Source organism: Desulfococcus sp. (genome assembly GCF_050178255.1).
GTDB lineage: Bacteria > Desulfobacterota > Desulfobacteria > Desulfobacterales > Desulfococcaceae > Desulfococcus > Desulfococcus multivorans.
The window spans coordinates 1-19,912 of record NZ_JBFXGG010000060.1; the positions used below are offsets into that span (position 1 = coordinate 1).

General features: G+C 56.6%; 18 protein-coding genes. 12 read left to right on the forward strand and 6 right to left on the reverse strand.

Features of this window, described 5'->3' with window-relative positions; translation table 11 throughout:
- From AB7S84_RS11560 to AB7S84_RS11605, 10 genes are all read left to right on the forward strand, one after another.
- Positions 1–1,343, forward strand: a 1,343-nt coding sequence (locus AB7S84_RS11560; protein ID WP_428154585.1) for a hypothetical protein, incomplete at its 5' end; no start/stop codon positions are given.
- Positions 1,344–1,406: 63 nt separating this feature from the next.
- Complete coding sequence (locus tag AB7S84_RS11565) at positions 1,407–2,654, forward strand: multicopper oxidase domain-containing protein (RefSeq protein WP_428154587.1); 1,248 nt, start codon at positions 1,407–1,409, stop codon at positions 2,652–2,654.
- Between the two features lie 12 nt (positions 2,655–2,666).
- Positions 2,667–4,022 (forward strand): multicopper oxidase domain-containing protein, encoded by a 1,356-nt coding sequence (locus AB7S84_RS11570; protein WP_428154589.1) that lies wholly within the window; start codon positions 2,667–2,669, stop codon positions 4,020–4,022.
- A gap of 18 nt (positions 4,023–4,040) precedes the next feature.
- Positions 4,041–5,903 carry an Ig-like domain-containing protein gene (locus AB7S84_RS11575; RefSeq protein WP_428154591.1) on the forward strand — a complete coding sequence of 621 codons (1,863 nt, stop codon included), beginning with the start codon at positions 4,041–4,043 and terminating at the stop codon, positions 5,901–5,903.
- 82 nt (positions 5,904–5,985) lie between these two features.
- Positions 5,986–6,450: a hypothetical protein gene (locus tag AB7S84_RS11580; protein WP_428154593.1), complete on the forward strand. Its 465-nt coding sequence runs from the start codon at positions 5,986–5,988 to the stop codon at positions 6,448–6,450.
- A gap of 64 nt (positions 6,451–6,514) precedes the next feature.
- Positions 6,515–8,275, forward strand: coding sequence for a S8 family serine peptidase (locus AB7S84_RS11585; RefSeq protein WP_428154595.1), 1,761 nt, complete (start codon positions 6,515–6,517; stop codon positions 8,273–8,275).
- A 163-nt stretch (positions 8,276–8,438) separates the two neighbouring features.
- Positions 8,439–8,795 (forward strand): hypothetical protein, encoded by a 357-nt coding sequence (locus tag AB7S84_RS11590; protein ID WP_428154597.1) that lies wholly within the window; start codon positions 8,439–8,441, stop codon positions 8,793–8,795.
- A 207-nt stretch (positions 8,796–9,002) separates the two neighbouring features.
- Positions 9,003–10,190 carry a THUMP domain-containing class I SAM-dependent RNA methyltransferase gene (locus AB7S84_RS11595; protein WP_428154599.1) on the forward strand — a complete coding sequence of 396 codons (1,188 nt, stop codon included), beginning with the start codon at positions 9,003–9,005 and terminating at the stop codon, positions 10,188–10,190.
- 180 nt (positions 10,191–10,370) lie between these two features.
- Positions 10,371–11,096 carry an OS_HP2 family (seleno)protein gene (locus tag AB7S84_RS11600; RefSeq protein ID WP_268815232.1) on the forward strand — a complete coding sequence of 242 codons (726 nt, stop codon included), beginning with the start codon at positions 10,371–10,373 and terminating at the stop codon, positions 11,094–11,096.
- Positions 11,093–11,707: an HAD family hydrolase gene (locus AB7S84_RS11605; RefSeq protein ID WP_040415975.1), complete on the forward strand. Its 615-nt coding sequence runs from the start codon at positions 11,093–11,095 to the stop codon at positions 11,705–11,707. The genes AB7S84_RS11600 and AB7S84_RS11605 overlap by 4 nt, the downstream gene beginning before the upstream one ends.
- 72 nt (positions 11,708–11,779) lie before the next feature.
- Here AB7S84_RS11605 and der read toward each other — a convergent pair whose 3' ends face one another.
- The 3 genes from der to AB7S84_RS11620 all read right to left on the reverse strand — a co-directional run bounded on the left by der (position 11,780) and on the right by AB7S84_RS11620 (position 15,220).
- Positions 11,780–13,144 carry a ribosome biogenesis GTPase Der gene (gene der, locus AB7S84_RS11610; RefSeq protein ID WP_020875352.1) on the reverse strand — a complete coding sequence of 455 codons (1,365 nt, stop codon included), beginning with the start codon at positions 13,142–13,144 and terminating at the stop codon, positions 11,780–11,782.
- Positions 13,145–13,202: 58 nt separating this feature from the next.
- A complete protein-coding gene (asnS, locus tag AB7S84_RS11615; RefSeq protein WP_020875353.1) occupies positions 13,203–14,585 on the reverse strand; it encodes an asparagine--tRNA ligase in 1,383 nt (460 codons plus the stop codon).
- A gap of 128 nt (positions 14,586–14,713) precedes the next feature.
- Entirely contained in the window at positions 14,714–15,220 is a 507-nt protein-coding gene (locus tag AB7S84_RS11620; protein WP_020875354.1) for a regulatory protein RecX, read from the reverse strand.
- A 257-nt stretch (positions 15,221–15,477) separates the two neighbouring features.
- Here AB7S84_RS11620 and AB7S84_RS11625 point away from each other — a divergent pair, with 257 nt between their 5' ends.
- Positions 15,478–15,867 carry a hypothetical protein gene (locus AB7S84_RS11625; protein ID WP_020875355.1) on the forward strand — a complete coding sequence of 130 codons (390 nt, stop codon included), beginning with the start codon at positions 15,478–15,480 and terminating at the stop codon, positions 15,865–15,867.
- Positions 15,868–16,015: 148 nt separating this feature from the next.
- Here AB7S84_RS11625 and AB7S84_RS11630 read toward each other — a convergent pair whose 3' ends face one another.
- The 3 genes from AB7S84_RS11630 to AB7S84_RS11640 all read right to left on the reverse strand — a co-directional run bounded on the left by AB7S84_RS11630 (position 16,016) and on the right by AB7S84_RS11640 (position 19,578).
- On the reverse strand, positions 16,016–16,810 hold the full coding sequence (locus AB7S84_RS11630; protein ID WP_428154605.1) for a transglycosylase SLT domain-containing protein: 795 nt from the start codon (positions 16,808–16,810) through the stop codon (positions 16,016–16,018).
- Between the two features lie 84 nt (positions 16,811–16,894).
- Positions 16,895–17,305, reverse strand: coding sequence for a hypothetical protein (locus AB7S84_RS11635; protein ID WP_020875357.1), 411 nt, complete (start codon positions 17,303–17,305; stop codon positions 16,895–16,897).
- A 650-nt stretch (positions 17,306–17,955) separates the two neighbouring features.
- Entirely contained in the window at positions 17,956–19,578 is a 1,623-nt protein-coding gene (locus AB7S84_RS11640) for a mechanosensitive ion channel family protein (RefSeq protein WP_428154608.1), read from the reverse strand.
- 12 nt (positions 19,579–19,590) lie between these two features.
- On the opposite strand from AB7S84_RS11640, the gene AB7S84_RS11645 reads away from it, so the two are divergent.
- Positions 19,591–19,912, forward strand: a 322-nt coding sequence (locus tag AB7S84_RS11645) for a hypothetical protein (protein ID WP_428154610.1), incomplete at its 3' end; no start/stop codon positions are given.

A 19,912-nucleotide genomic window follows, 5' to 3' on the forward strand; every position in this document is an offset into this window, starting at 1 on the left:
ACGTGATCCGAAACAACAGCGGCCTTTTCAGCGGCGGCTTCAGAAGCGGCCACCCGACGCTGGACAACGCCCTGGTCGATTCGGACAACGACAACATCCGCGTTCACCATAACATGATCACCCAGAACGGCGGCATGAACGGCGCCGGCGGGGGTGTCTCGCTCTGCACCGGCTCGGACAACTACCAGGTCACCGACAACTTCATCTGCGGCAACTTCGCCTTGAGCGACGGCGGCGGCATCGGCCACCTGGGATTGAGTGAGAACGGCCGCATCGCCAACAACGACATTCTGTTCAACGAGTCCTTCAACCAGGGTCTCACCGTCCACGGCGGCGGCATTCTGATCGCCGGCGGCGGACCCGCGGCCGGACAGCTGACCCCGGGGTCGGGATCGGTGGTGATCGAAGGCAACCGCGTTCTCGGCAATCTGGCCGGTGCCGGTGACGGCGGCGGCATCGCCCTGGTGCGCGTCAACGGCCAGGATGTGGACGGCAACCGCAACCAGTTCAACCGCTGGTACGGCATCGACATGTTCGACAACATCATCGCCAACAACGTGTCGGCCCTGGCCGGCGGCGGCATCGCGCTGCGCGACGTCGTCAAGGCCAACATCGTCCACAACACCGTGGCGCATAACGATTCCACGGCTACGGCGGGCAATGCGTTTTCACCGGGATTTCCGAACCAGAGCAACCCCCAGCCGGCCGGGATCGTTTCCCACGCCCACAGCACCGAGCTCAACGCCGCGGTGAGTCGGGCAGGCAACCGCGTGCCCGCCGGCCTGAAGACGACATTTGCCAACCCGCGCCTGGCGGACAGCATCATCTGGCAGAACCGGTCTTTCTACTTTTCCGGTGATCCAGATGCCGATCCGCCTCTATATACACTGTTGCCGGATCCGGATTCGCCGGACTACCGGGATATAGCCGTCATCGGAGCGGCCGGCTCCCTCAGCCCTCAATATTCAGTGTTGACGAGCCTGACCGGGTTCGACGGCGTCGACTACACCGGCAGCGGCAACACCGATGGGGATCCGATGCTTGCAGATGCCTATTTCAACGGATCCAGGAATCCGACGATAAGCCTGCCCGAGCCCCTGTTTGCGGCGCCGGCCTTCGACGAGGGCGGCAACTTCATCCAGGTCCGCTTCGGGCCGCTGACCCTGGAAGACAAGGCGGCACGCGACACCCTGTACCACCTCACAACCGGATCGTCCGCAATGAATACGGGCACCAGCCTCAATACTGAGTTCCCCGCTCTGTCCGACGACTTCGACGGGGATGTGCGGGTCGCTCCGGTAGACATCGGCGCGGATGAATACGCCGCGCCGCCGGCACCCTGAACAGAAACCATTCCCGCCGGACGCATTTTCCGGCGGGGATCCCCACAATGAAAGGAGTCCACCATGAGCAAGACACGATGCATCATTCTGATGCTGATGGTTCTGTTGCCGGCGGTCGCCGGGCCGACCTGGGCGGCCGTCTCGTTCCAGTGCCCCAACAATTACGTACCGCGGGGGAACAGAACCCCCTTCGACGCGTTCAACGACATCAACGGCGACGGCATTCTGCGGGCCGATGCGGGCGAAATCCTCGACCCCGTCAGCCCCAACCAGGTCTGCATGCACCTGACCGGCGGGGACGGGTTCGGCGTCATGGCAGACGGGGTGACCCAGTATCTATTCGGCTTTTCCAACGTCACCGGCGTTCCCGACAACCAGGTCATGGCCGAGGGGGCCCTGGCCGCCGAATGGCCGGCCCCCAACATCGATCTGAAGGAGGGGGACGAGTTCTATCTGACCCTCAGCAACGTGGGGATGCAAATCCGTCCGGATCTGTTCGACCCCCACACGGTCCACTACCATGGCTTTCCCCAGTCCTCCAATATCTATGACGGTCTCCCGGAATCGGGCATCGCCATCAATATGGGTGCCAGCCTGACCTACTATTACAACAACGTGGAGCCCGGCACCTACATGTATCACTGTCACGTCGAGGCCACCGAGCATATGCAGATGGGCATGCTGGGAAACCTCTACGTCCGGCCGGCCCAGGATGGTACGGCCCATACCTTCCAGGGACGCAGCTACTCGCAGTTTGCCTACAACGACGGGGACGGCTCGACAGGCTATAATGTGGTCGTGCCCATCCAGCTCGGCGGCTTCGACAGACAGTTCCACGATGCCAGTTTGAATATCCAGCCCCTGCCTTTTGCGACCATGTGGGACGACTATCCCATGATCAACGGCAGGGGTTACCCGGACACCGTAAATACGGCCGACCTGCCCCCCTCCCCGGAGAATCCCGGCAAGGTATCCCAGAAAATGCACTCGCTCATTACGGCCACCGTCGGCCAACGGATTCTGCTGCGCATCTCCAACCTGAACGTCACCCGTTTTCACACCCTTGCGAGCACCATTCCGATGCAGGTGGTGGCCAAGGACGCTCGGTTGCTGCGAAGCGCCGATGGTCAGAACCTCTACTACACCACCAACTCGATAACCCTCGGGGGCGGTGAAAGCTACGATGTGATCCTGGATACATTGGGGTTATCCGCGGGAACCACCTACTTCCTTTACACCACCAACCTGAATCTCCTCAGCAACGACACCCAGGATTACGGCGGCATGATGACCGAAATCCGTATTCAATAAAGGAGGCGCGCCATGCAAGAAAAAATGTTCATTAAAAACCGCCTGGTTTCCCTACTGGCCGGTGCGCTCCTCCTGGTGATCACCCCAGGAGCCCATGCCGGTCACACCGGAATCGACGGCATCACGGGACAAACCACCTTCAATTTCACGGCCAAGGCAGACTACATCACCACCGCCGACGGCGGAAATCACATGATCTGGGGCTATGCCGACAACGGCAACAACGAGGGTGTCGGCGGCAGGGCCCAATACCCGGCCCCGACAATCATCGTCAACCAGGGCCAGACCATCACCGTTAACCTCACCAACACCCTCAGCGAACCCGTCTCCATTATTTTTCCCGGCCAGACCGGCGTGACGGCAGGCGGCGACGCTCAGGGACCGTTAACCTGGGAAGCCAATCCCGGCGGCGGCACGGCAAGCTATTCCTTCGTCGCCTCCCAGCCCGGCACCTATCTGTATCACAGCGGCACCCACATGGACCTGCAGGTGGAGATGGGGCTTCTGGGGGCGCTGATCGTTCGGCCGTCCATGGGGACCAACTATGCCTACAACAGTGCCGAAACCCGCTGGGACCGCGAGTATCTGTTCCTGCTGACCGACATGGACCCCAGGATTCACCAGGAAGTGGAGTTCGGCAATATGGCCCAGGCCGAAACGTATCTCACCGAGCGGTTCGCCGTCTACTGGTTCATCAACGGCCGGGCGGCGCCGGACAACATGGCCGAACCCTTCGTGCCGTGGCTGCCCACTCAACCCTACAATACCGTTCCCCGTATGCACCCGGGCGAACGACTGCTCATGCGGGTGATCGGCGGGGGCCTCGACCTGCATCCCTTTCACCACCACGGCAACCACGCGGACATTATCGCCAGAGACGGACGGATGCTCAGCAGGAACGGCACTGGGCCCAACCTGGCCGAATCGGTCTTCACCATCAAGTCGGTGCCCGGACAGACCGTGGACGCCATTTTTACGTGGACCGGCGAAAAGCTGGGCTGGGACATCTACGGCACGCCGGATGACGGACGGCCTTTCCATGCCTGCATTGACGCCAACGGGGACGGTTACGCCGATCCGGACAACCCGGGCAACAACCCCTACGAATACTGCCCCGATCACGGCAAGCGGTTTCCCACGATCCTGCCCGAAAAACAGGACCTGGCCTTTGGCGGCTGGTACGGCGGCAGCCCGTTTCTGGGCGGCATCGGCGCCCTGCCGCCGGGAGAGGGGGGGTTGAATCCCAACGGCGGGTTCAGTTACATGTGGCATTCTCACACTGAAAAAGAGTTGACCAATTGGGACATCTTCCCCGGCGGCATGCTCACCATGTTAATCATCGAGCCATGGACGGCGGAGATACCCTGAAGACAGGAGGGATGAAGAATGAATCAGAAAATACGCAAATGTATGGTGCAACTCGGCTTGATGCTGGTTGCGGTTGCTCTGATGGCAGGTCCCTCCTTGGCACATACGGTCGACCTGACTGCAGAGCAGTTTACACAGACCATCGACCCGGACGGAACAGGGGCTCTGGAAGAGGATATCACCATGTGGGGTTTCGCCCTGAGCGGCGGAACACCTTCGGTGCCGGGACCCCGAATCACCGTTCCGCCGGGGGACACCACGCTGACCATCAACCTTACCAACAATCTGGCTGAACCGGTTTCCATCCTCATACCCGGACAGGGCTATCCCGCCGTGACCGGCGGGATAGCCCCGGGAAAGACGGGCTCCAGCTTCACGTCGTTTACAGCCCAGGCGGACGCTTCGGGGGGAACGGTGTCGTATACCTGGTCAGGCCTGAAACCGGGAACCTACATCTACCACAGCGCCTCCAACCTGTCCAAGCAGGTCCACATGGGCTTGTATGGCGCGTTGACCGCGGATGCCGCGGCGGCCGCTGCTGGAAGCCCGGCACAGGCTTATCCGGGCATCGCCTACGACAATGAAGTCGTGCTGTTCTACAGCGAGATCGACCCGGCATTGCATGTCCCGCCGGCCGCGGCGCATCCCAACAACTACACGCCCCGGTACTTCCTGGTCAACGGACAGCCTTACGTGGATGGCGTAACCCCGCCCATTCCCGCAGGCGCCGCCGGAGAGCGCACGCTGATTCGACTGCTCAGCGCCGCCCTTGACGACCTTGTGCCCACGATCAACGGTATGCACTGGGACCTGATCGCCGAAGACGGTAATCCCTATCGCTACGCCAAAAAACAGTACACCGCCCTGCTGTCGGCCATGAAAACCAGAGACGCCGTTATCGTGCCGGACAGCGAGGGCACGTTTTCGGTGTTCGACCACCGTATGAACCTGAGCAACGCCCAAGCCGCCTCCGGCGGCATGCTGGCGCAGCTCCAGGTGGGCGGCGCCGGTCTGACGGCCGGCGACGATACGGCTGCCACGGCCGAGGACACGCCGGTAACCATCACCGTTCTCGCCAATGATCCTGGCGCAACGTCGGTCGATTCCGTCACCCAGGGTGCCAACGGTTCCGTCGTCAACAACGGTGCGGATGTCACTTACACGCCGAATCCCAATTTTACCGGCACTGACATGTTCACCTACCGGTCGACCGACGGCACTGCGATCAGCAACACGGCGAATGTCACCGTCACGGTCAGCAACGAGAATGATTCGCCTGCGGCAAGCCCCGATGCCTATGCGGTCGTGGCCGGAGAGACGCTCGACGTGACGGCCCCCGGCGTTCTGGCGAACGACAGCGACCCGGACGGCGATCCACTGACTGCGGTTCTCGATACCGATGCGGCCGGCGGAACGCTGAATCTGAATCTGGACGGCGGCTTCGTCTACACCCCGAACGCCGGCACCACCAATGATACGTTCACCTATTTTGCCAATGACGGAGCAACGAACAGTGCGACGCCGGCCACGGTGACGATCACGGTCACGGCGGCGCCGGCCAACCAGGCGCCCGTCGCCAATGACGACTTCGCCGAGACCACCCGCAACACCGCTGTGACCATTGTCTTGACGGACAACGACACCGATTCGGACGGCAATATCGATCCGAATTCAGTGGTCGTAACGGGTGAAGCACTCACCGCCGGAGTTTACAGGGCCACCAGCACGCGCGGCGGCGTCGTGACCAATCTGAAAAACGGATCGGTAGTTTATGAGCCGCGCCGAAACTTCAGGGGAACCGACACCTTCACCTACAATGTCTTCGACACCGAAGGCGAAATGTCCAATCAGGCAACGGTACAGGTGAATGTTGTCCGGTAAAACAACCCGTTGACCGCCGGATCCGTCCACATGGGCAGGCCACATGGGCGGGTATCCGGCATTTCACGGAAAGGATTTTCCTATGAAAAAGACACGGTATATCACGCGGCTGACGCTGGTGCTGCTGTGTGCGGGGCTGCTGGGGACAAGCCTTCCCGCGGCTTCCGAACCAAAGCCGCCGCAGGGCGCCGAGATTCCAAAAACGGCCGAACCCAACCCGACGTCAGCGTGGGGCATCGCGGTGACCGCTATCCATACCGCAGCCGCCGGCAACATGATCGATTTCCGATACAAGGTGCTGGACGCCAAAAAAGCTGAAGCCCTTTTTTCCAAAAAGACCCGGCCCTACCTGATCCACGAAAAGACGGGAAAAACCCTGTCGGTTCCGCGAACGGCCAAGGTCGGGCCCCTGATGAGTTCCTATCACCCCAAACAGGACCGGATCTACTGGATGTTTTTCGGCAACCAGACAAAGCTGGTCAAGCCTGGCGACATGGTGAGCGTGGTTATCGGCGACTTCAAAGCGGAACACCTCACGGTGCAATAGACGGATGTGTTTCGGTAGAAACCGGATACCGACGTCGGAACGGCTCACAAATGGAAGGTGACGCATGAAAAAGACAATCTTGATGATGTGTTTAAGCCTGTCGCTCGTGTTCGCGACAATTGGACCGATCCAGGCCGGCGACATCGGTGATGAATTGTTGGCGGTGATGACGGCGGCGGATCCAGACACGGCAATCCCGGTGATCATTCGCCTGGAAGACCAGGAGGAGATCAAAACCGGAAACATCCGCGGCCGCTCGGCCGCCAGAATATCGGAGCTGCTCCGGCAAAACGCCCATGCCGCTCAGGGGCTTTTGAGGGCATTGCTCCGTGCGGAAGGCCTTCAGAATATCGTCTCCCTGTGGATCATCAACGGCATCGCCGTATCGTTGACTCCCGACCAGATTCTGGCGTTCGCCGCCCATCCCAACGTGAAGAGCATCGTCCTGGACGACGTTGTCGAGGCACCGGTTCCGCCGGAGCCGTCTGAGATCACGGGAAGCGGAGAGGCTTGGAACAATCTGGGCGCCATCAACACGCCGCCGCTCTGGGACCAGGGAATCGACGGCACGGGGATGGTAGTGGCCGCCATGGATACGGGCGTCGACCTGAACCACTCCGATCTTTCTCCTGCCTGGCGCGGAGGCGGCAACAGCTGGTATGATCCCAACAATGAACATGCTTTTCCATATGACAAAACCGGTCACGGCACCCGGGTGATGGGTGTCCTGGTGGGCGGATCGAAAAGCGGCGTCCCCATCGGCGTAGCTCCCGGCGCCCGCTGGATTGCGGTGAAGATTTTCAATGACGCGGGCGTCGCGTCATACAGCGCCATCCATCAAGGGTTTCAATGGCTGCTCGACCCTGACGGCCTGCCCGACACCGAGGACGCTCCCCATGTGGTCAACAACTCCTGGGGGCTGAACGACGCGGCAGGGAATTGCATCACGGAATTTCAGACAGATGCCGAGATCCTGAAGGCGGCTGGGATCGCCCTGGTGTTTTCCGCCGGCAACAGCGGGCCGGGAAGTCATACCAGTGTCAGTCCCGCCAATTATCCTGAAAGCTTCGCCGTGGGCGCGGTGGATCGGAATCTCGCTGTAGCCTCATTCAGCAGCCGGGGTCCCTCGGCCTGTGACGGCGGCGTCTATCCCGAGGTGAACGCGCCGGGGGTTGATATTTACACGACCGACAAGACCTACGGCGGAACCTACAATCTGTACACGCTGGCGACCGGCACCTCCTTTGCCGCGCCCCACGCGGCCGGTTCCATGGCCCTGCTCAGGGACGCCTATCCCGGCGCCGCCGTAGGCGAACTGGAGCTGGCCCTTGAAGACAATAAATTCGGATCCGGCGTGATCGATGTCGCCGCGGCCTACACACAGTTGGCGAACCCACCGGGATGTGTCGACGACGACAACGACGGCTATTTCGCTTCAGCCGGCTGCGGCACCCCGGCCGACTGCAAAGACGACGATTTCAACGTCAACCCTGCAACATCGGAAATCAAGCACGACGGCATCGACCAGAACTGCAACGGCTATGACCTGACCATCGACGTCCTGAAAGCGGCATATGTGTCGGGAGAAGACACCCTCGCCGTGGAGGCCGTGAGCGATCAAGGTCAAAAGGCTGCCCTGGAGGTGATCGGTTACGGCGCCATGCGGTGGGACCGCAAAACAGCGAAATGGACCCTTTCGGTCCGGAGCGCCGGCGGGGACCCTGAAAAAGTGGTGGTTTCCGGCATTGAAGGTGCCGTCATCGCACCGACTACCGTCAGTGAAGGATCCTCACCCGGGAAAGGTGGTGGAAAAATCAAGAAATGATGCCATCGATACCATCACCCCGGAAATGGGTGTTACGGCATCCCGGGATCGATGTCCCGGGACGCTGATGAAATAGTCTCAACTTTCGCCTTTCACAGGCCGGTGCCGGTCACCATCATGGAAGTCGAAAGTTGAGAAATATAAATGTAAAGGAGTGTACATCATGAAAATCCCCAATATTTCATCGCTGAAAGTTCAACGGTCGGAAGTCGCCGGAATTCTCATCGCAATGGTCTGTCTGTTTCTGACATTGAGTTTCAACGTGAACGCCGCCGCACAAAATGTCGACAAGCCGGACAAGCGACAAGACGTCTACACCATCGATCGCCTGGATGAAAAAGCCGTCCCCGCGCAAAAACGCCAGGAGTGGAATACGCTCAAACGGAAGCTGGCCGTCGAATACACGGACTGTGCCGAGGATTGCGGCCAGGGCGAGGATTGCCAAGACAGATGCTGGGATGTGTACAATTTCCGGTTGGACCGCGAATATCAAAGAATGATTTACGAAGGCGCGCCTTGAACGAAATCGCTGTTCAGGGACGCATTTCCGTCCCGAAAGATCGGCGACTTCAAGAGATTTTACGAAAGGGGACGGCCGCGACATCATCTCCTGTCCAAAGGCGATCCGGCGTCCCCTTTTCCTGGGCCGGGTCGACCGAAACCATCTTTGGTATCTTGACGCCCAAGCCCCATTCAGGATATGGACGGCGGCAAAGGAGCGTCCCCCATGACCGCTGAAATCTCTCTGCAGAAACGCATCAAACGGCACGTCATCGGTCGAACCCGGGAGTTTTTCATCGCCGTTTCCCCGGGCCTTGAAAGAGTCTGCCTGGAGGAGCTGACGGGGCCGCCGCTTTCCATCGAAGGCGCCGCCGTCCTTCCCGGCGGAATCGCATTCGAGGGGCGACTCCCGGACTGCTGGCGCGCCAACCTCCACCTCCGAACCGCCAACCGGATTCTCATGAGAATCGGGACGTTCAAGGCCGCAACCTTTCCCCGGCTTCAACAGCACCTGTCGGCAATCCCATGGGAGCTCTATCTGACGTCGGACGCCCCGCCGCTCGTGCATGTCACCGCCGCCAAAAGCCGTCTTCATCATACGGGCGCCATTGCCGAAAGGGTTCTGGCAAGCGTCGGAGAGCGCCTCCGGAAATGGCCGCCGACAGACCGCGTCGATCGGGACGCCGGCGGACCACAGCGCATTTTCGTACGCGCTGAAAAGGACCGGTTTACCCTGTCCATCGACAGCAGCGGGGAGCTGCTTTACAAACGGGGCGTCAAAACCCAGGGCGGAACGGCTCCCATCCGGGAAACCGTCGCCGCCGCGGCGCTGATGCTTGCCGGATACACCGGCAGAGAACCGCTTGTGGATCCCATGTGCGGGTCGGGCACCTTTGCCATAGAAGGGGCCATGATCGCGGCCGGCATCCCGCCGGGAGCCTTTCGGAGCTTTGCCTTCATGGGATGGCCCTCCTTCGCTCCCCGGAAGTGGGAATATCTCAAAAAGGGCGCCGAATCGCAAACGACCGACTCGGGCGCTCCCCGAATCTTTGCTTCGGATATAGACCCCGACGTCTGCCGGTCGCTTCGGAGCAGCCTCGACAAAACCAGGCTCTCCTCGATGATTGACGTCGCCTGCCGAGATTTTTTTGCAGTCGTTCCCCGGGAGATCACCCCTGACAAAGGGATCGTCACCCTTAACCCGCCCTATGGACGGCGACTGGGCACCCGCCGCCGAAGCCGGGCACTGTTTCGATCGGTGCTGACGCACCTCGAGAGCGCCTATTCGGGATGGAAAATCGCCTTGGTGGCGCCGGAGACGGAATGGATTCGGGATATCCCGTTCCCCTTGTCCCATCATGTCTTTCATCATGGCGGCATCCGGCCGACCTTGTTGATCGGCGCCATCCCATGATCCTGCCGTTCGGGTTTGCCTGCGCATTACGGAGGGGCGCCCGCAAGTATCCAACAGGAGACTCGATCCAAAAAGAACGCTTGACAGACCTGAAAGAACGCCATTATTTATTGGGTTAAGATTCTTGGACGGGTTCGTCTGCCCGATTGTCCGATTCCGTGTAAACAAGGAGCATTTTTAATGAAATTGAGATCCGTTGGCATATCCATCGGCATCCTGCTCGCGCTTGCCGTCGCCTGTTCCGGCGCTGCTGAAGGCACACCCGATGCACCGCTTGCCGCCGCTCCGGAGCCGATATTCACGTTCGAACCCGTTCTTGAGGGTGAAGAGGTGGTCCACGATTTCGTGGTCGAGAACCGGGGGACCGCCGAACTTCAGATTCACAGGGTTGAAACCGGCTGAGGGTGCACCGCCGCCTCGTATTCGAGGCAGATCCCCGCCGGGGGCGTGGGAAAAATCACCATCAAGGTCAACACCAAGGGATACGGCAATAAAAAACTCAGCAAGACCATCTCGGTCCTGACCAATGATCCGACGCAGGAAAGCCTGGTGCTTCAGATCGAAGGACATGTGGACCGGTTTGTCGACATCAAGCCCACCCGTGTCAGAATGACCGGCCAGGTGGGTCAGGAGATTTTCAAGGAAGTCAGCATCGTTCCCGTGGAAAAATATCCTTTCAGAATCCTGGACGCCAGCCCCCAAAAAGAGGGGAACATCCGGGTGGCGGTAACGGAGGACAAAGACAAAAAGGCTTATCGCCTCACCATTTTCAATCTGAGGCAGGAGAAAACCCGGTACTATGACGCCGTCATCATCAAGACGGACAGCAGTATCCGACCGGAGTTGACCATCAGCGTCTACTGCAACATCGCTGAAAAGCGGGAAAAAAGAGACGGTCAGGGATGATGCCCATACAAATTGTGATATTTGACTGCGACGGCGTGATGTTCGACACGGCGGGCATCAACAGGGCTTACTACAATCGGGTAATGACCTACATGGGCCGCCCGGAGATGACGGAGGAGCAGTTCGCTTATGTCCACGCTCACACGGGGGACGAGAGTATTGCCTTCCTCTTCGAAGACGAGCGCAGCTTCAGGGAAGCACAGGCCTTCAGGCAGACCCTCGATTACATGGAATTCATCCCCGACATGGTGATGGAGCCCCACCTGAAGCCGCTTATCAAGACACTTCGGCCCCGGTATAAAACCGCCGTCGTGACCAACCGAACAGACACCATGCCCGCCATCATATCGGAGTTCGATCTGAAAAGGGACTTCGACATGGTGGTGACGGCCTGGGACGTCCAGAACCCCAAACCCGACCCTGAAGGCCTGATCAAGGTTCTCAACCATTTCAGGCTTTCTCCCGAAGAGGCGATCTACGTGGGCGACACCCATGTGGATGAAGCGGCCTCATCGGCTGCGAGGGTGACCTTCGTAGCCTATGCCAACCCCGGCCTCAATGCGGCCTACCACATTCACAGCCTCGACGAGATCCGGAATATCGTCCGTTAACCCATCCGGCAGCCAATCCGATATTCGCGGATCTATGTCCATTCTCCCGGGTCCATTCTCCCGCCTCACACGCTATCGTCGGCTTTTCTTTCGGTCCTTGATCGGCTTTTTCTTTCCGAACTCGATTCGACCGGTCCGCTGACGCAACAGGAGGCGGATGGGGGTCTGGGTCAGACCGGTCCCTTCCCGGATCTGGTTGATCAGATATCTTTCGTAGGAAAAATGAACCGCATCGGGATAATTGACAAAGCAGACAAAGGTTGGCGGCCGGGTGGAGACCTGGGCGGCGTAGTAGAATTTGAGTCGTTTTCCCTGGTGAAGCGGCGGTTCGTTTCGGATAAGGGCTTCGCCGAGGACCTTGTTGAGTTGACCGGTGGTGATTCGAGTGGTGTACTGGGCATAGACGGCATCCACCCGGGAGAATATCCTGGACACCCGCTGCCCCGTCAAGGCTGAAATGGTCATGGCCGGGGCGAAGCTCAGAAATTTCGCCGCGAGGCGGAGCCGATCATAATAGGCCTTGGCGGTATGTTTATCCTTTTCCACCAGGTCCCACTTGTTGAGGAGCAAAATACAGCCGCAACCCCTTTCGTGGGCGTAGCCCGCAATACTGACATCCTGATCCGTGATACCGTCGGCGGCATCGATGACGATCAAGGCGATGTCGCACCTGTCCAGGCTTCTCAAGGACTTGATGATGGAAAATTTTTCCAGCTTCCGGGTGACCTTTCCCTTGCGTCGGATGCCTGCGGTGTCGATGAGACAATAGGATTTATCGTTGACCTTGAAGATGGAATCCACGGCGTCCCGAGTGGTTCCGGGCAGTTCGCTCACAACAAGACGCTCCTCCCCTAACATTCGGTTGATCAGGGAAGATTTCCCGGCATTGGGTCTTCCCACCACCGCTATCTTGATCATCTCCTCGGCCGGTTCGGGCCTGGAAGGCGGAATGACCGACACGAGTTCGTCCAGAAGATCCGACACGCCGTAACCGTGCTCAGCGGAAATGGGAAACGGGACGTCGATGCCCAGGCTGTAAAATTCATACAGCCGCTCCTCCTGCTCCTCCCCGTCAATCTTGTTCACGGCATAGAGCACCGGCTTTTCCGAACTCCGCAACACTGTCATCAGGTCCCGATCGAAAGGCGATACGCCCCCCTTGCCGTCCATGATGAGGATCACCACATCCGCATCCTGAACGGCCTGGCGGATCTGGGCCCGAATGGGGCCCGCAAAAAAATCCTGGTCATCCTCGGCGAACCCGCCCGTATCGACCAGTGTGAATTCCACGCCGTTCCAGACGGCCTGTCCGTAGATACGGTCCCGTGTCACCCCTGGAAAATTGTCCACCAGGGCGTTCCTGGAACGGGTGATACGGTTGAATAGGGTCGATTTGCCCACGTTAGGGCGTCCAACAAGGGTGACAATGGGTTTCATGCTTTGTCTCTGTATTCTATTTTGGCGTCTCTTCTCGCGTTTTTGTCATATGCAGAAATCAGAACTCGATGCTGCCGGGCGTCCTTGGAAAGGGCAGCACATCCCGGATATTGCGGATGCCGGTCATGAGCATCATCACCCGTTCGAATCCCATACCGAAACCACTGTGGGGAACGCTGCCGTATCGCCGGGAATCGATGTACCACCAATAATCCCTTCGGTCCAGGCCCATGTCGTCCATCCGGGCGGTAAGGACGTCAAGGCGTTCCTCCCTCTGACTGCCGCCGATGATCTCCCCGATACCGGGTACCAGAACATCCATGGCCGCCACGGTTCGACCGTCGTCGTTGACCCGCATATAGAACGGTTTGATCTCCATGGGATAATCGTAGATGATGACGGGCCGTTTGAAATGCACCTCGGTGATATACCGCTCGTGCTCGGACTGGAGATCCTTTCCGTAGACCGGGTCGTGATCGAATTTCCGCCGAGCCGTCTTCAGGATGTTCACCGCCTCTGTATAAGGAAGTCGAACGAATTCCGATGAAAGGATGCCGTCAAGGCACGCCCTTAAACCCTTGTCCACGAAACGGGCGAAAAGATCGATATCATCTGCCGCGTGATCGAGAATATATCGGGTCAGAAACTGAATCAGTTCCTGGCCCAGCGTCATGTTCCCGGCCAGATCGCAGAAGGCCATCTCCGGCTCCACCATCCAGAACTCGGCGACATGACGGCTGGTGTTGGAATTTTCCGCCCGAAAAGTCGGACCGAAGGTGTAAACATCCCCGAGCGCCATCGCGAACATCTCGGCTTCGAGCTGTCCGGAGACGGTGAGGCTTGCCTCTCTTCCAAAAAAATCAGCCGAAAAATCGACCTTGCCCTCTTTTTTGGGAATATCGTTCAAATCCAGGGTCGTCACACGAAACATCTCACCGGCCCCTTCGCAATCCGAACCCGTAATGATGGGGGAGTGAATGCAGGTGAACCCCCGTTCCCTGAAAAAGGTGTGGACGGCATAGGCCAGGGTCGACCGGATACGGAAGGCCGCTCCGTATTTGTTGGTCCGGGGTCGGAGGTGGGCGATGGATCGCAGAAATTCGTCGCTGTGCCGCTTTTTCTGGAGAGGATAGTCTTCATCAGCCGCACCGATGATCGTGACGCCCTCGGCCTGAATCTCCCATTTCTGGCCGCTGCCCTGGGAGGGGATCAGTCGACCGGTGACGGCGACGGCGGCCCCGGTATTCAGTCGTTTTACGTTGTCATAGTCCGCAATGGCGGCATCCGCTACCACCTGGATGTTTTTGAGGCAGGATCCGTCGTTCAACTCGATAAAAGAAAAGTTTTTGGAATCCCTGCGGGTTCTGACCCATCCCTTCACCAGAACATCGTTCACCGGATGCGCGGCATCGATCAGATGTACAATCTTTGTTCGCCTCATTCGTATCTCCAACGTTGTCATAAATAACGCAACTTTCGACTTTCATGACGTTGACCGGAAAGAGGTGCCGGCCCATGAATAGTGAACGTTGTCATAATAATCCCTACTCAACTTTCAGCTTTCAGCCTTCAGTCGCTTTTCCGCCCAGGCAATCCATCATCCCCGTTGTTCAGGCGATCCATCAGGTCCCGGATGATATCGGCGCTGAACCCCCTCCCGTAAAGGAAACGCCACATCCTTGCCTTCCGTTTATCCCGATCCGTCTCCCGACCCAAACGCCTCATGTGTTTCTCAAAAACGTTTCTGGCAGCGGCCGTTTCTCCGGGGGTGCCGGCATATGTCGCCAGAAGCGCCTCGACGGTATCTCCGACAAGCCCTTTCTTCTTCATCTCGTACCGAATGCGCTCCGCGCCGAATTCCTTCCGAACCAATTCCTCAAAATAACATCTTGCGGTCCTGTCGTCATTCAGATAATTCAACCGCTCACATTCGGCCACAGCCGCATCGATCGCCGCGGGTGAAAAACGCCGCTGCCGGAGTTTGCGAACAATCTCGCATCGGGAGTGATCCCGTCTCGCCAGGAAGCGCACGGCGGCGGCCACAGCCGCGGCTACGGAATCCGTTTGATTATCCATAGGCTGCAATCCAATAAGGACGATCCCTTCAGGTCAAGCGTGCTTTTTATGCCTTATCTCAACTTTCGACTTTCATGATGGTGACCGAATAGATACGGCCTGTGAAAATCGAAAGTTGAAGCCTTCAACATAAAAAAAGAGATGGTATTTTTCAGTCCTGTTTTATAGACTTTGAAACATGATGTCTGGTACCGACGACAACGCACCAAGGCCGTCAATTATGATGAAAAAACCATTTCATGTCGAACAGGATGGGTATGAAATTGATTTACATCGCAGCATTCGTAAGCTTTGTTTCAGGGGCATTCGGCTATATCATCGTTCGCTTCTGGGTGATTCCCATCACCCGCTACCGAAAACACAAACAGGGCGTCGCCGCCACCCTGTCCCGATACGCAGACGCGCGAACGTCGGAAAACGCCGGCGACGCCATAACCGAGGATTTTTCGGCTGCCCTCCGCAAACATGCCGCCGACCTGTCCGACGCCTTCAATCTGGATGTCCCTCACTGGTACCGGATGCTGCTGAAAAGCCGGGGAGAGTCTCCCATCGATGCCGCCCGCCTTCTCATGAAACTGGCCAATACCCGGATCGCCGCTCACAGAGAACGACAGATCGACCGCATCAGGGATGCATTGAGATTGTAACCGGATATGGTGTTCAGGAAAACCCTTTTCTTGAAGCGTATCGACAATCGATGGTCATGGCATGTCGGGAAAGGGTCGATGATCTCGTCAGGTCGTACCAAGGTGGACCGTGAAGTTCGTTGGCTTCACGTCCAATGGACGATGCCGATCAGTTGACGTGGGTGAGTTGTGTCAGTTTCCCTTCAATACGGACCGGATCAACCGCGACGGGGTGATTATCCTGGTCACGATCTTCCTGTCCTGTTTCTTTTGCCTGTTCTTCCCGAAAACCTTCCATCCATTTCAGCTGACGATAGAACCTGGCTACCCTGCCGATGTAATCCCGGGTCTCCCTGAACGGCGGAATACCATTGTGGCGTTCAACATTTCCGGGACCGGCGTTATAACCGGCAAGGGCATGTCTTACCCTGCCGTTGAACTGATTGAGGAGCATACGAAAGTATCGGGTTCCACCCATGATGTTTTCGTAGGGATCAAAGGGGTCGCTGACATTCATGAGTTTTGCCGTATCCGGCATCAACTGCATCAGCCCTTGAGCCCCTTTGATCGATATCGCCTTACAATCAAAATTGGATTCGGCCTTGATGATCGATTTTACCAGGCAGAAGGGAATATCGTAGGATTGAGCGGCAATGGCAATGTAATCATCGTAGATATCGGTACCTGAAAACGACGTGACCCCGGCATATTGCACGTCGGACGTCAATGCGGATTCAATGGAAACGGAGGGTGCATCGGACGGATCATTCGGCGGCGATTCGGTATCCCCCTTGATAAAAATCTCATACCGTTCGGAGGTGGGCACATTGGTAAAATGCATCACCCCGCTGTCGTCAACATACCTGTATATATCCGCACGCAGGTCTGTTACGGAAGTGCCCAGCAGGCACAGGACGCACAGTCCGGGAAAATAGAAACGTTTGATGCGTCTTATCAGGATCATAGTCAACGCGATTCCCTGAATTTGAACCGGTTAAGGCCTCTGAACGTCAATGGTCATAATTTCTATTATACGATTTGAAACAAATCAAGCGAAAAATAAGTCATCCTTTTTTCGCCATACGGTCTGCTGTCGGTATTCCTGATATTTTCGGATCAAAAACCGTCCCGGAAAATCCGGCCTGGAAAGATAAGGCACCAGGCTGTCGACCACGGATTGAAACAAACCGTCCGTCACCGGCTTGAGATCCGATGCATCCACAAAATTTCGTTCCAATACCTTCTCAAAAAGAACCGGATCGCCAAGCGCTTCGCTGATGTCGTTTCGGGTCATTCCAGCCCTCGACAACATTTCAGGATCCGGAAAATCGACGGGCACCGCCACATTCGCGATGCACGCCACCTGCCATCGATCCGCGGCGATTTTCCTGGATCCGTCATACAATTTCAATGTAAGCCCGTTATCCAGGGATAGAGTATCCACCAGTCGTCTTTCCATAACCATCTCCAAATTCCGGTCTGCACCGGATCGTCATCTCCTGTTTACAAAATTACAGCCTATAGGGTGATGCTTTTATGATATGTCTCTTTGCGGAATCGCCGGACTTCGATGCGGTGCTTATACCAAGTTTTGAATGTTTTTAAAACAGCCTTGTCCATAAAAAGAGAAGGGATCTGTCAAACCACGCTTTCAGGATCTCGGGAACAATCCGAAAGCAATGAGAGCCCGGTCAGGCTTTTTTGATTTCAACTGTCATGACGGTGACCAGATAGAGGTGTCGGGAGGATACGGCCGAGCCCATTCAGCGGTAAGCTTCAGCGGCACTTGAACGAAACCGCGCAGCGCGTGGGCCGTACCCTCCCGGCGTCTGCCTGTGAACACCGAAAGTTGAGTTTGAAGTTGTGAACATCCGCTTGTTCATAACCGTGTTACAAGTCATCGATTATTGTCACATTGTTTTCAGGTATTCAAAACTCGCGGTTTGTCGACACGATATCCACAAAAACTGATCAAACCAAAAAAGCTATTATACCAATGTAATCAAAAAGATAAAAAGTTATTACACATATGAACAGCACTAATGAATATGATAGAAGATATATAAATAGAATATTATAGGACGGTACAACCTCGACAAACATCGCTTCCTACATCGACGCCTTGGCGGCAATATCGACATCCGAAATTCCGGATTCGAGATCAGAGAGTTCAGGTGTGTTAATAGATCGGATATGTAAGTCCCTTTGGGGAAAAGGAATCTCGATGCGGTGTTTTCTGAATTCCCGATCAACGGCAAAACGAATTTCCGTTTCGACCGAGAGGCCGTTTTCAATATGGGTCCATACCCGAAGTTGAAAGAGCAGGGCGCTGTCTCCAAAATCCGTAAAAAGGACGACAGGCTTGGGATATTTGTAGACTTCATGAATGGCGCCGGCAATGTCGAAAAGGATCTCTCGAACTTTTTCGACGTCGCTCCCATAGGCAACGCCGACATTGATGGTTCTCCGGACCCGAAAATCTTTGAAACTCCAATTGGTCACCTGGCCGCTGATAAATTCCGAATTGGGGATCAAAAGAGAGGCGTTGTCGTAGGTTTGGATCAACGTAGCACGGACATTGATCTGTTTCACCTCGCCCCATACCCCACCGACCTCGACGACGTCGCCTACCTGGATAGGGCGTTCGAAGAGCAGAATGATTCCGCTGAAGAAATTGTTGAAAATGGCCTGCAGACCGAATCCCAGGCCGATGCCGAGGCCGCCGAAGGCAACGGCCATGGATTTGGAGTCGACACCCAGGACGTTCAGCACCATGAGAAATCCGAAAAACCATATGACATACGTAGTGATGACGGTGATCGAATTTTTGAGGCCGGCATTCATGCCGCTGTCGGTCAGAAATTTATCCTGAAATATCCTGGGCCAGATACGAGTCAGCACGTGGGTGACCAAAAGGACGATGGCGATGCCGAGAAGGTTGACCAGATTGATGTTTAAACTTCCAATCGGGAGCGACAATGTCATCAATTGAACGATGTTTATGAAAAATCGGGTTTTATCGACATACCAGGCAAAGATAAGGCCGATCAGGGATATCCAGAACCATGCCAGCCAACTGATCTGGATGCAAAACCATTTGAACGGTCTGTTTTTGCCGGTTAAAGCGCCGGCGGATGTGCTGCTTTTCCGAAAATGTTCATGCCATTCCCGGATCATGTGAAAAATGAGCCAGGACCAGAGGGCGATGGAGAGACTGATACCCCAGGAGATCAGCCAGTAACTCGAAAAAGCCTGGTATCCCGACAAATTGATGATGAGCCCCCCCATCGGAATGAGGTATATGGTGATCATTGCGATTTGGGTCAGTCTTTTTACGGAAGTGGCAGAGACGGTTTTTGAAATTTTTTCATTGAGTTTATGATTGAATCCCACTGACCAGACAGCCAGGATCAAATAGAAAACGATGTTGCAAATTGTGGAAATGATGCTGGTCCGGCCATATAACCAGACCAGAAATACGACGGCGAGGGTGAAATAACGGACGATGCGCATCAATAGACGAAGCCGGAGCGCCAGAGGCTCGGGAATCTTTTGTTGGACCGTCTGGTTCCAGAATGTGACGGCATCCAGACCCCATCGGGACCATAGCCAGACGAACACCACGACGAATCCGATTCCCAGCGGCGCTATTGTAGCGTAGAGGTGCTTCACGAATGCAAAAAAATAGAGTACGACGGCCGTCCATCCCAGAGGAATGGAACGGCTCGCCATACGGAGCACCAGATGGCGGCGGGGGTAATGTCTGGCGAGTTCATTATCTTTATCCCATTGGATGATTTTGCGCTTGAGCTGGAACATGATGACGAGGATTATAAGTGCGAAGAGGATTATCCCTGTGATGCGCAAACGCCCCTTGTCGAGGAGTGCCTGAACGTCATGGTTCAACTTCGAAATGATTCGGTCCGGAAGATCGCCTATATAATCGTCCAGGCGGGTGATGTCGAAAGCATCCAAACCCGGCTCACCGCGTTTGAAGAGATCTTCCTTCTACTTTTTCGATATGGCGTTATCAAACGTGTCTTCCATGACGGAGAGCCGGTCATGA

Bases quoted from the DNA above. Each gene is read 5' to 3' on its own strand.
- der (WP_020875352.1), bottom strand. From the start codon at position 13,144: ATGAAACCCATTGTCACCCTTGTTGGACGCCCTAACGTGGGCAAATCG.
- AB7S84_RS11580 (WP_428154593.1), top strand. From the start codon at position 5,986: ATGAAAAAGACACGGTATATCACGCGGCTGACGCTGGTGCTGCTGTGT.
- AB7S84_RS11620 (WP_020875354.1), bottom strand. From the start codon at position 15,220: ATGGATAATCAAACGGATTCCGTAGCCGCGGCTGTGGCCGCCGCCGTG.
- AB7S84_RS11585 (WP_428154595.1), top strand. From the start codon at position 6,515: ATGAAAAAGACAATCTTGATGATGTGTTTAAGCCTGTCGCTCGTGTTC.
- AB7S84_RS11605 (WP_040415975.1), top strand. From the start codon at position 11,093: ATGATGCCCATACAAATTGTGATATTTGACTGCGACGGCGTGATGTTC.
- AB7S84_RS11590 (WP_428154597.1), top strand. From the start codon at position 8,439: ATGAAAATCCCCAATATTTCATCGCTGAAAGTTCAACGGTCGGAAGTC.
- AB7S84_RS11575 (WP_428154591.1), top strand. From the start codon at position 4,041: ATGAATCAGAAAATACGCAAATGTATGGTGCAACTCGGCTTGATGCTG.
- asnS (WP_020875353.1), bottom strand. From the start codon at position 14,585: ATGAGGCGAACAAAGATTGTACATCTGATCGATGCCGCGCATCCGGTG.
- AB7S84_RS11635 (WP_020875357.1), bottom strand. From the start codon at position 17,305: ATGGAAAGACGACTGGTGGATACTCTATCCCTGGATAACGGGCTTACA.
- AB7S84_RS11570 (WP_428154589.1), top strand. From the start codon at position 2,667: ATGCAAGAAAAAATGTTCATTAAAAACCGCCTGGTTTCCCTACTGGCC.
- AB7S84_RS11640 (WP_428154608.1), bottom strand. From the start codon at position 19,578: ATGGCGAGCCGTTCCATTCCTCTGGGATGGACGGCCGTCGTACTCTAT.
- AB7S84_RS11565 (WP_428154587.1), top strand. From the start codon at position 1,407: ATGAGCAAGACACGATGCATCATTCTGATGCTGATGGTTCTGTTGCCG.
- AB7S84_RS11630 (WP_428154605.1), bottom strand. From the start codon at position 16,810: ATGATCCTGATAAGACGCATCAAACGTTTCTATTTTCCCGGACTGTGC.
- AB7S84_RS11595 (WP_428154599.1), top strand. From the start codon at position 9,003: ATGACCGCTGAAATCTCTCTGCAGAAACGCATCAAACGGCACGTCATC.
- AB7S84_RS11625 (WP_020875355.1), top strand. From the start codon at position 15,478: ATGAAATTGATTTACATCGCAGCATTCGTAAGCTTTGTTTCAGGGGCA.